The organism is Acidimicrobiales bacterium (genome assembly GCA_036273495.1).
Taxonomy (GTDB): Bacteria; Actinomycetota; Acidimicrobiia; order Acidimicrobiales; family JAJPHE01; genus DASSEU01.
Map to the genome: position 1 here is coordinate 1 of DASUHN010000145.1, position 11,152 is coordinate 11,152.

The window sequence follows — 11,152 nt, forward strand, 5'->3', positions numbered from 1 at the left end:
GAGGGATCACTTCGATCCCGAGGCGCCGCCGCATCGTGACGAACCACTCGAACAGCCGGCGGGGGCGCAGCAGCTCGGCCACGACCGTCAACGGGTAGCCGGTCGACGCCAGCCACGCCCCCCCGGTGTCCCACGTCCCGAGGTGGGGCAGGGCCAGGATGGCCCCCCGGCCCGCGGCCACGGCGTCGTCCAGGTGGTCGAGGCCCTCGGCCGAGGTGCTCGCCTCCAGGCCCGCCGCCGACGCCCCCGGCGCCCGGGCCGAGTCGAGCCAGTAGTAGGCGTAGGAGAGGAAGGCCCCCCGCACCCTGCGCTCCAGCTCGTCGCCGTCCAGCGTCCCGCCGGCGATCCGGCGCTGGTGGGCCGCCATCAGCTCCCGCCGGGAGCGCATCAACCGGTAGCTGACCTCCCCCGCCGTGCGGGCGAGGGCCCTTCCGAGGGGCCGGGGGGCGTACCGGCCGACGGCGAAGAGGCCGCGGTACAGGTAGTAGGCGAACTGACTCTCGCCCGGTTCGTCACCGGGTCCCGGCACGGGGCGGTCCGGACCGGAAGGGGCTAGGGCCGGGTGCCGGCGCCGCGGTAGCGGCCGGCCAGCCGGGGCTTGCGCGCCTGGCGCCGGCTGCGCCGGGCCTCGACCCGCTCCGAGCGCTCCAGCCGCGCCGACTCGCGTGCCGACTCGCGCGCCGCCAGGCGCGACCGCCAGCGGGCCTCGACGGCGGCGACCGTCCAGCGGGACTCGACGGGAATCGGCGCCGGGCGGTCCCCCTGCCGCCACACCTTCACGAAGCGCTGCCCGGCGGTGAGCAGGCTTCCGGCCAGGATCAGCCACAGGGCGGGGACGAGCAGGACCGAGAACATCAGCCCGAGGCAGAGGACGATGATCCGCTCGGCCCGCTCCATCACCCCGCCCCGGCCGTCGAAGCCGAGCGACTCGGCCTTGGCCCGCACGTACGACACGAGGTTGGACGCCCCGAGGGCGGCCAGGGGCAGCAGGGCGGCGTGGCCGCCGTGGACCGAGGCCAGGTACCACGCCGTGCCGCCGAGAACCACGGCGTCGGTGAAGCGGTCGGCCACCGAGTCGAAGAAGGCGCCCCGCCGCCCCGCCGTTCCGGCCGCCTTGGCCAGGGGCCCGTCGAGCAGGTCGGGCAGCGCCGCCGCCACCAGCACGATCATGCCGGGGACGAGGTGGCCGGCGGCCACCAGCCCGGCCGCACCGAGCGCCGCCACGACGCCGGCGGCGGTGAGCTGGTCGGCTGTCAGCCCCGCCCTGTGGAGGGCCGATCCCAGCGGCTGCGTCCTGCGATCCACGCCGGCGCGCCAGCGTCCGTCGAACAAAGATTGCTCCTGATCAGGGCCTTATCGGCCCCAGCACCCTACCACCGCCCGTCGGTAGGCTGGAGTGACCGTGGCCCGGGGGTGGGGCCACCCGGCAGCGGTCCGCGGCCCCGTCGGCCGGGACCGGGAGAGAGAGGTATCCCGGTGCAGAGCTTTCCTCCGGCCAGGATCAGGAATGTGGCCCTGGTCGGTCACGGCGGGTCCGGGAAGACCACCCTGGCCGAGTCGCTGCTGTTCTGCTCGGGTGCCATCACCCGTCAGGGCCGGGTCGAGGACGGCTCGACCACCACCGATTTCGACCCCGAGGAGATCAAGCGGGGGATCTCCCTCTCCCTGGCCCTCGCCCCCATCGAGCACCAGGGCCACAAGATCAACCTGATCGACTGCCCCGGCTACGCCGACTTCTTCGGGGACGTGGCCGCCGCGCTGTCGGTGGCCGACCTGGCGGTGTTCGTGGTCAGCGCCGTCGAGGGCGTCGAGGTCCAGACCCAGGTGGCCTGGCGGATGGCGGCCGAGCGGGGCCTGCCCCGGATGATCTTCGTGAACAAGCTCGACCGGGAGCGGGCCAGCTTCGACCGCACCCTGGAGGACCTGCAGTCAGCGTTCGGGGCCGGGGTGGCCCCGCTGGAGCTTCCCGTCGGGGAGGAGGCCGCCTTCCGGGGGGTGGCCGACCTGCTCACCGACACGGCCATCACCTACGAGGACGGCCGGCCCAGCACCGGTCCGATCCCGTCCGACATGGCCGACTCCGAACACCAGGTCCGCGAGGCGCTGGTCGAGGGCATCGTCGTGGCCGACGACGCCCTGATGGAGCGCTACCTCGAGGGGGACGTGCCCGATCCCAAGGAGCTGGAGGAGACGCTCGCCAAGGGGGTGGCGGCGGCCCAGGTGTTCCCGGTGCTGTGCGGGTCGGCCGCCCGCAACGTGGCCATCGACCGCCTGGCCACGTTCATCTGCGAGATCGGCCCCTCCCCCGCCGACCGCCCGCCGGTCACGGTGGAAGGGGGCGGGGGGAGCTACGAGGTGGACTGCGACGCCGGCTCCGACCCGCTCCTCTACGTGTTCAAGACCCTGGCCGACCCCTATGTCGGCAAGGTGTCGCTGTTCAAGGTGCTCACCGGCACGCTCAAGCCCGACACCGTCCTCACCAATCCCCGGACCCACAGCGACGAGCGCCTCCACGGCCTGTTCACCCTCCGGGGCAAGGAGCACGTGGACCTGTCCGAGGTGCAGGCCGGGGACATCGCGGCGGTGGCCAAGCTCACTGACACCGGCACCGGGGACACCCTGGCCCCCAAGGGGACGCCGGTGACCGTCCCCGTGCCCGAGCTTCCCGAGCCGGTGCTGGCCCACGCCATCCGCCCCAAGTCGAAGGGGGACGAGGACAAGCTGATGACCGCCCTGCACAAGCTGCAGGAGGAGGACCCCGCCCTGCGGGTGCGCCGCGACGACGAGACCCACCAGACCCTTCTCTCGGGCATGGGGGAGACCCACCTGATGATCGTCACCGAGCGCCTCCACCGGAAGTTCGGCGTCGAGGTCGAGGTCGAGCCGGTACAGGTCCCCTACCGGGAGACGATCACCAAGCCGGCCGAGGCCGAGGGCAAGTACAAGAAGCAGACCGGGGGCCACGGCCAGTTCGGCGTGGCCAACCTCAAGGTCGAGCCGGCGGAGCGGGGGGCGGGCTTCACCTTCGTCGACCAGATCGTCGGCGGCGCCATCCCCCGCCAGTTCATCCCTGCGGTCGAGAAGGGCATCGGGGAGACCATGCAGCAGGGCGGCCACTTCGGCTACCCGGTGGTCGACGTCACCGTGATGTGCGTCGACGGGAAGTACCACCCCGTCGACTCGTCCGAGATGAGCTTCAAGATGGCCGGCTCGATCGGCTTCAAGGAGGCGCTGGCCAAGGCCGGGCCGGTCATCCTCGAGCCCGTCTCGTGGCTGGAGGTGACGGTGCCGGCCGCCAACCAGGGCGACGTCATGGGTGACCTCAACTCCCGCCGGGGCCGGGTGCAGGGAACCGAGGGCACCGAGACCGGCGAGCAGGTGATCCGCGCCCTGGTTCCCACCTCGGAGCTCCTGCGCTACGCCATCGACCTCCGCTCGATCACGGGGGGCTGGGGCCGCTTCCGCACCGGCCACGACCATTACGACCTCCTGCCCCAGAACTTCTACGACAAGGTGGCCAAGAAGGAAGCCTGAGTGGGCGCCGTGGGGATGGGGACCCCACGGCACGCGGCGGGGCGAGGTCCGCAGGACCCGGGTGCCCGCCGCCATCAACGCGGCCAGGTCCCCTTCAGCTTCTGCCACGACACCCCCAGCGCCTCGGGCAGGACGCGGGCCTCGGCCACCGAGGTCATGAAGTTGGTGTCGGCCGCCCAGCGGGGCAGGACGTGGACGTGCAGGTGGCCGGGAATCCCGGCGCCGGCGGCCCGGCCCAGGTTCATGCCGGCGTTGACCCCGTCGGGGCGGTAGGCCGCCTTCACCGCCACCACCGCGGCGGTGATCGCCGACCACAGCCGGGCCGACTCCTCGGGCTCCAGGTCCTCGAGGTCGCCCACGTGGCGCTCGGGCATCACCATGAGGTGCCCGCTCGTGTAGGGGTAGGCGTTGAGGGCGGCGGTGACCCCCGGCCCCCGCCACACCACGTGGGCCTCGGGGTCGTCCAGCGGCGCCGCCACCAGCCGGCACATCACGCATCGCCGCCCCTCGGGCTGGTCGGTCGCGCCGGCGTCGGCCCGGGCGATGTACTCGCTGCGCCACCCCGCCCACAGATGGTCGAGGCTCACGCCGACCCGCCTCTCATGTGAAGGTCAGGACGCCGGATCGCGCTCGTCGGCCCGCCGGGCCACCTCGTCGGCCAACGCGTCCACGGCCACGCCGCGCTCGGGCTGCTCGGCCCCCCGCCGGTTCACCCCGACCGTCCCGGCCGCCACGTCCTCGTCCCCGACGACCAGCACGTACGGCACCCGCTCGAGCTTGGCCCGCCGGATGCGGGCGTTGAGCTTGTCGGCCGCTCCCGCCACGTCGGCCCGCAGGCCGCGACCCCGCAGGGTGCCCGCCACCTCCTCGGCGTAGGCGGCGTGGTCGTCGCGGACCGGCAGCACGCGCGCCTGCACCGGTGACAGCCACACCGGCAGGGCCCCGGCGTAGTGCTCGAGCAGCACGCCGAAGAAGCGCTCCACCGACCCGAACAGGGCCCGGTGGATCATCACCGGCCGGTGGCGGGCGTTGTCGGCGCCGACGTACTCCAGCTCGAAGCGCTGGGGCTCCTGGAAGTCGAGCTGGATCGTCGACAGCTGCCACGTGCGCCCGATGGCGTCGCGAGCCTGCACGGAGATCTTCGGGCCGTAGAAGGCGCCCCCGCCCTCGTCGAGGACCAGCTCGAGGCCCTTGGCCTCCCCGACCACCCGCAGCGCCTCGGTGGCGCGCGCCCACTCGTCCTCGGTGCCGACCGCCTTGCCCTCCGGCCGGGTCGACAGCTCCAGGTAGAAGTCCGACAGGCCGTAGTCGCGCAGCAGGTCGAGCACGAAGTCGAGGAGCGAGCCCAGCTCCTCCTCCATCTGCTCCGGCGTGCAGAAGATGTGGGCGTCGTCCTGGGTCATGCCCCGCACCCGGGTGAGGCCGTGCACGACCCCCGACTTCTCGTAGCGGTACACCGAGCCGAACTCGAACAGCCGCATCGGCAGCTCGCGGTAGGAGCGCTGCCGGCTCCGGTAGATCAGCATGTGGAACGGGCAGTTCATCGGCTTGAGGTAGTACCGCTGCCCCTCGTCCAGCTCCATGGGCGGGAACATGCCGTCGGCAAACCAGTCGAGGTGGCCCGACGTCTGGAACAGGTCCTCCTTGGTGATGTGCGGGGAGTTGACGAACTCGTAGCCGGCGGCCAGGTGGCGCTCCCGCGAGTAGTCCTCCATCAGCTTGCGCACCAGCCCACCCCTGGGGTGGAACACGGCCAGGCCCGAGCCGATCTCGTCGGGGAACGAGAACAGGTCGAGCTCGGCCCCGAGGCGGCGGTGGTCGCGCCGCTCCGCCTCCTCCAGGCGGTGGAGGTGGTCGGCCAGCGCCGCCGCCGACTCCCACGCCGTGCCGTAGATGCGCTGCAGCTGGGGCCGCTTCTCGTCCCCCCGCCAGTAGGCGCCGGCCACCCGGAGGAGCTTGAAGTGGCCGAGCCGGCCCGTGGAGGGGACGTGCGGGCCCCGGCACAGGTCGGCGAAGGCCTCGCTGTTGCGGTACACGCTCACCGGGCGGTCCCCGCCCCCGCCGACCTCACCGGCGTCCTCGGCCGCCGCCGACCCCTCGGCCACCCCCCGGATGATCTCCTGCTTGTAGGGCTGGTCGGAGAACAGGGCCAGGCCCTCGTCGACCGTGTGCTCCTCGCGCACGAAAGGCTGGTCGGCGGCCACGATCTCGCGCATCCGCGCCTCGATGCGCGCCAGGTCCTCCTCGGTGAAGTGGAGGCCGCCGGGCAGGGCGAAGTCGTAGTAGAAGCCGTCCTGCACGGGGGGCCCGATGGCGAAGTGGGCCCCGGGCCACAGCTGGGTAACGGCCTGGGCCATCACGTGGGCGGTGGAGTGACGCAGGACGTGGCGGCCGTCGGTCGAGTCGGCGGTCACGATGGCAACCCGGTCCCCGTCGTGCAGCGACGCCGACAGGTCGGCATCCTGCCCGCCGATCCGGGCCGCCACCGCCGCCTTGGCGAGCCGGGAGCCGATGGCGGCGGCGAGGTCGGCGGCCGTCGACCCGTCGGGCACCTCCTTGCGGGAGCCGTCGGGCAGCTCGACCGAGATCGGGGCGCTGCTCACTGCACCCCCAGCAGCCCGGCCGCCTCCGAGACGCCCTGGCCCCCACGGGCGGCGGCGTCGATGGCGGCGATGGCCCCGGGCACGTCGAGGTCCTCGTCCAGAGCGGCCCGGACCTGCTCCAGGGCCCCCGCCCCCGGCCCCGCCGCCCGCCACCGGGCCAGGCGCTCGGCCGCCTCCCCCATCTCCTCGTCGCGCCACTCCCACTCGGTGCGGTAGTGGTGGCCGAGGACGCACAGCCGGATGGCGTCGGGCTCCCACTCCTTCAGCAGGTCGCTCACGAACACCAGGTTCCCGAGCGACTTGGACATCTTGGTCCCGCCCAGCCGCACCAGGGCCACGTGCATCCAGTGCCGGACGAAGGGCTCCCCGGTGACGGCCTCGGACTGGGCGGCCTCGCACTCGTGGTGGGGGAAGATCAGGTCGGTCCCGCCCCCGTGCAGGTCGATGGTCGTTCCCAGCTCGCGCATGGCCAGCGCCGAGCACTCGATGTGCCAGCCGGGCCGGCCCGGGCCCCACAGCGAGTCCCACGCCGGCTCGTCCGGGGCCGACGGCTGCCAAAGCACGAAGTCCAGGGGATTGCGCTTGTTCGGGTCGTCGGGGTTGCCGCCCCGCTCGGCGGCCAGCGCCAGCATCCGGTCCCGGTGGTAGTGGGAGATCTGGCCGAACTCGGGGAACGAGCTCACGTCGAAGTAGACCGCTCCCCCGGCCTGGTAGGCGTGGCCCGACTCGAGCACCATGCCGATGAACCCGAGGATGTCGGGGATGGCCGAGGTGGCCCGGGGCTCGCTCCAGCACTCGAGCAGGCGCAGGGCGCGCATCGTCGAGTCGAAGCGGGCCATCTCCTCGGCGGCGAGGTCGAGGAAGTGCACCCCCAGCTGGCGCGCCTTGCGCAGGATGTCGTCGTCGACGTCGGTGATGTTGCGCACGCAGCGGGTCTCGTGGCCGAGGTCCTGGAGCCGGCGCTGCAGCACGTCGTAGGTGACGTAGACGGCCACGTGGCCCATGTGGGCGGCGTCGTACGGGGTGATCCCGCACGTGTACATGGTGACCAACCGACCGGGGGAGAACGGCACCACCGCGTCACGAGCCGTGTCGTACAGCCGCATCGTCACGGGATCAGCTTCCGCCCTCGGGAATGCCGAGCAGCCGGATGCTCGTCCGGGTCTTGTAGCGGCGGTTGACGGCTATCAGGACGGCCGTGAACGCCTCGACCGCGGCCGCCTGGGAGAGGCTCCCGGCCTCGATGGCCCGCAGGCCCGGCACCGGGTCGATCAGCTCGGCGGCGGCCTTCATCGCCTGGGGATCGTCGGCGCACACCAGCACGTCGCACTCCACCGGGTGGTCGAGGTCCCCGAGCTCGTGGGCCGGCACGTGGTGGAAGGCGGCCGCCACCCGGGCGGCGGGCACGGCGGCCTGGACCGACGCGGCGATCGAGCCGCGCGGCGGCACCAGGGCCACCAGCTCGCCGCCGATCCTGGTGAGGGCGTTGGCCATGCAGACGAGGACCTTGCCGTCGAGGGCGGGGGCCAGAGAGGCGGTGGTGGGGGCGGCGGCGTCCCACGGGGTGGCCACCACGACCAGCTCGGCGCCGGCGGCCTCCTCGTTGCCCGCCCCCTCCAGGGCCAGGTCACGGCCTCCCCACGGCTCCAGCAGCCCGGCCACCACCTCCCGGGCCCGATCCGGGGAGCGGGAGCCGACCACCACCCGGTGGCCGACGGCGGCCAGGCGCAGCGCCAGGGCGCCGCCTGCAGGACCGGTACCTCCGAGGACACCCACTAGCACGCCCCCAAGATTGCACAGAGGGGAACGGGCCCCGTGCGAGACTTTCCGGCTCATGGGCATTCTCGACGGGAAGCGGCTCCTCGTGACCGGGGTGCTCACCGATGCCTCGTTGGCCTTCGGCACCGCCGCACTGGCCCAGAAGGAGGGCGCCGAGGTGGTGCTCACCGGCGCGGGCCGGGGGCTCTCGCTGACCAGGCGCACCGCCCGCAAGCTGCCCGCCGAGCCCGAGGTCCTCGAGCTCGACGTGACCGAGCCCGAGCACTTCACCGGGCTCCGCTCGGCCCTGGAGCAGCGCTGGGGCGGGGTGGACGGGGTGGTGCACGCGATCGGCTTCGCCCCCCAGGACGCCCTCGGGGGGGACATCCTGCGGGCCAGCTGGGACGACGTGGCGGTGGCCGTCCGGATCTCCACCTACTCGCTGGCGGCCCTCGCCGGGGCCGTGCTGCCGCTGATGGACGCGGCGGGAGGGGGCTCGATCGTGGCCCTCGACTTCGACGCCACCGTGGCGTGGCCGGCCTACGACTGGATGGGGGTGGCCAAGGCCGGCCTCGAGTCGCTGGCCCGCTACCTGGCCCGCGACCTCGGTCCCCACCGGGTCCGGGTCAACCTGGTGGCGGCGGGGCCGGTGCGGACCCTGGCGGCCAAGTCGATCGCCGGCTTCAGCGCCTTCGAGGACGCGTGGGCCCCGCGCGCCCCCCTGGGCTGGGACGTGACCGACCCCGAGCAGGCCGTGGCCAAGGCCTGCGTGGCCCTGCTCTCCGACCTGTTCCCGATGACCACCGGAGAGGTCGTCCACGTCGACGGCGGCTACCACGCTATGGGGGCCTGAGCCCTTGGTCGCGGCCATCCGGGTCACCGGCGTCTCCAAGCGCTTCCGCCTCCACCACGAGAAGTACTCGTCGCTCAAGGAGCGCATGCTCCACCTCGGGCGCATCCCCTACGAGGACTTCTGGGCCCTGCACGAGATCGACCTCGACATCGCGGAGGGGGAGACGTGGGGGCTGCTCGGCCACAACGGCTCGGGCAAGTCCACCCTCCTCAAGTGCATCAACGGCATCCTGCAGCCGACCACCGGCCGCATCGAGGTGCGGGGCCGGCTGGCGGCGCTGCTCGAGCTCGGGGCCGGCTTCCATCCCGACCTGACCGGGCGGGAGAACGTCTTCCTCAACGCCTCGCTGCTCGGCCTGCCCCGGCGCGAGACCGAGAGCCGCTTCGACGAGATCGTGGACTTTGCCGAGCTCGGTCAGTTCATCGACAACCAGGTGAAGTTCTACTCGTCGGGGATGTACATGCGGCTGGGGTTCGCGGTGGCGGTGAACGCCGATCCCGACATCCTCCTCGTCGACGAGGTCCTGGCCGTGGGCGACGAATCGTTCCAGCGCAAGTGCCTCGACCGCGTGCGCCAGTTCCAGCGCGAGGGCCGCACGATCGTCTTCGTCACCCATGCCCCCGACCTGGTGCGCCAGATCTGCGACAAGGCGGTGGTGCTCGACCACGGCCGGGAGGTGGCGGCGGGCACGCCGGGAGAGGCCATCCGCTCGTTCCGCGAGCACCTGCTGCGCGCCGGGGACCGCCTCGAGCTCGCCCACGAGCTGGCCGCCGTCCTCGACGGGGACGGTACCGGTGAGGGCCAGGAGGAGCTGTCCCCCCAGGAGCGCAAGCGCAACTTCCGGGCCCGCATCACCGCAGTCCGCTGCGAGCACCCCGGCACCTCCCCCCATCTCCTGCCCGGTGACCCGCTCAGCATCCGCGTCGCCTACGAGGCCGCCGAGCGGATCGAGGACCCGAACTTCGGCTACGCCATCTACGACATCGAGGGGAACCTGCTGTCGGGGAACAACACCCGCATCCTCGGCACCGAGATCGCCTGCATCGAGGGGCCCGGGGAGGTCGTGTTCTCGTTCCCGGAGATCCCGCTCCTGGACGGCACCTACTTCCTCACCCTGGCCATAACGAGCCGGGACGAGAACATCGTCTACGACTGGCAGGAGCAGCGCCACCAGTTCGAGGTGCTGAATCCGGGCCGGGCCCAGGGGATGATGCACCTGCCCGCCACCGTCGAGGTACGCCACGACGGCCGGTCGGCCGGGGACGCCGCCTAGGACCCGGCGGGCGGCGCCGGCGGATCCAGATAGGACGGGTGGGCCACCTCGAGCTTGGCGCGCACCGTCCCGAGCAGCCGGCTCATCACCTCGTCCCGCCGGGCGTCCATCCGGCCGTCCCGGATGGCCCGGGCCAGCTCCGCCTCGCTGCCCACCCCCAGGGCGGCCAGGCCGGCGGCATGGGCCGCCCGCTGCCCGGGGCCGAGGGCCAGCTCCCGCTCCACCATGCCGAGGACGTTGACCGCCACCCGGGCGTGGAAGCGGATGCGGCCCTCCGTGGCCGCCATCACGTCGCGCTCGAGGAACTCGCGCACCGCATCGACGAGGCCGGCGGCGTCGGGCACGCCGTGCATGTCGACCGGACCGGCGCCCCCCTCCTCCGGCCCGGGCGCCCCTCCCCCGTCGTCGGCCCCCAACAGCTCCAACAGGTCCCACTCCGTCTCGCAGACCCGCCGGCCGATGGCCGCCAGCTCCACCGAGCGCACCGCCCCCGACGTGTGGGCCCAGGCCTGCATCATGCAGATCACGCCCCACTTCAGGTTGCCGAGGATCTCCCACCAGCGGAGGGCCCGGCGGTCGACCGGTCCCCCGCCGGCGGCCTCGTAGGCCCCGATGAGCTGGTCGTAGGTCCCGAACCCGCCGACGGGCAGGTCCACGCCGAACCGCCATGACTTCACGCACAGCCAGGCGAGGTCCTCCATCGGGTCCCCGACGTGGGCCATCTCCCAGTCGAGGACGGCGCGGATCCCGTCCGGACCGACGATCAGGTTGCCGTTGCGGAAATCACCGTGGACGACCCTGGTCCCGTCGGCCGGTGCGGGGCGGTGCCTCTCGAGCCACCGGAACGCCAGCTCGAAGGTCGGCGACGGCCAGCCGATCTGGTCCAGCGTCTCCCGGTACTGGGCCAGGGCGTCCTGGCGCTCGAGGCCGGGCACAGCGGCGGGAGGCATGGAATGCAGGGCGGCCAGGATCCGCCCGCACTGCTCCGCCAGGTGGGGGCGGGCCGGGGCCAGCTCGGCCTGGCGCAGGATCCGCCGGGGGATCGTCTCCCCCTCGATGCGCTCGACGACCATGAACGCCGAGCCGAGCAGGCCGGGGTCGTCCGAGGAGGTGACGACGCGGGGGACAGGG

Annotated in this window: 10 protein-coding genes; 3 read left to right on the forward strand and 7 right to left on the reverse strand. The window is 73.0% G+C overall.

Annotated elements, in window-relative coordinates; all coding sequences use genetic code 11:
* Positions 1-529, reverse strand: a 529-nt coding sequence (locus VFW24_06170; protein ID HEX5266341.1) for a hypothetical protein, incomplete at its 3' end; no start/stop codon positions are given.
* Between the two features lie 23 nt (positions 530-552).
* Positions 553-1,305, reverse strand: coding sequence for a CDP-alcohol phosphatidyltransferase family protein (locus tag VFW24_06175; GenBank protein ID HEX5266342.1), 753 nt, complete (start codon positions 1,303-1,305; stop codon positions 553-555).
* A gap of 171 nt (positions 1,306-1,476) precedes the next feature.
* On the opposite strand from VFW24_06175, the gene fusA reads away from it, so the two are divergent.
* Entirely contained in the window at positions 1,477-3,534 is a 2,058-nt protein-coding gene (gene fusA, locus VFW24_06180) for an elongation factor G (GenBank protein ID HEX5266343.1), read from the forward strand.
* A 74-nt stretch (positions 3,535-3,608) separates the two neighbouring features.
* Here the strand turns inward: fusA and VFW24_06185 are convergent, their stop codons facing one another.
* From VFW24_06185 to npdG, 4 genes are read right to left on the reverse strand one after another with little or no spacing between them, the layout of a single operon-like run.
* Entirely contained in the window at positions 3,609-4,121 is a 513-nt protein-coding gene (locus VFW24_06185) for an HIT domain-containing protein (GenBank protein HEX5266344.1), read from the reverse strand.
* 24 nt (positions 4,122-4,145) lie between these two features.
* The gene (thrS, locus tag VFW24_06190) at positions 4,146-6,137 is read right to left on the reverse strand and encodes a threonine--tRNA ligase (GenBank protein HEX5266345.1); all 1,992 of its coding nucleotides are present in this window, start codon (positions 6,135-6,137) and stop codon (positions 4,146-4,148) included.
* A complete protein-coding gene (locus VFW24_06195) occupies positions 6,134-7,243 on the reverse strand; it encodes a cysteine--tRNA ligase (GenBank protein HEX5266346.1) in 1,110 nt (369 codons plus the stop codon). The genes thrS and VFW24_06195 overlap by 4 nt, the downstream gene beginning before the upstream one ends.
* Positions 7,244-7,253: 10 nt before the next feature.
* A complete protein-coding gene (gene npdG, locus VFW24_06200) occupies positions 7,254-7,919 on the reverse strand; it encodes an NADPH-dependent F420 reductase (GenBank protein ID HEX5266347.1) in 666 nt (221 codons plus the stop codon).
* Between the two features lie 52 nt (positions 7,920-7,971).
* On the opposite strand from npdG, the gene fabI reads away from it, so the two are divergent.
* Together fabI and VFW24_06210 are read left to right on the forward strand one after the other, a co-directional pair.
* The gene (fabI, locus tag VFW24_06205; protein ID HEX5266348.1) at positions 7,972-8,748 is read left to right on the forward strand and encodes an enoyl-ACP reductase FabI; all 777 of its coding nucleotides are present in this window, start codon (positions 7,972-7,974) and stop codon (positions 8,746-8,748) included.
* A 4-nt stretch (positions 8,749-8,752) separates the two neighbouring features.
* Positions 8,753-10,021 carry an ABC transporter ATP-binding protein gene (locus VFW24_06210; GenBank protein HEX5266349.1) on the forward strand — a complete coding sequence of 423 codons (1,269 nt, stop codon included), beginning with the start codon at positions 8,753-8,755 and terminating at the stop codon, positions 10,019-10,021.
* Here VFW24_06210 and VFW24_06215 read toward each other — a convergent pair.
* Positions 10,018-11,152: phosphotransferase family protein (locus VFW24_06215; GenBank protein ID HEX5266350.1), on the reverse strand; the 1,135-nt coding region annotated here is incomplete at its 5' end. The two genes, VFW24_06210 and VFW24_06215, sit on opposite strands and share 4 nt — an antisense overlap.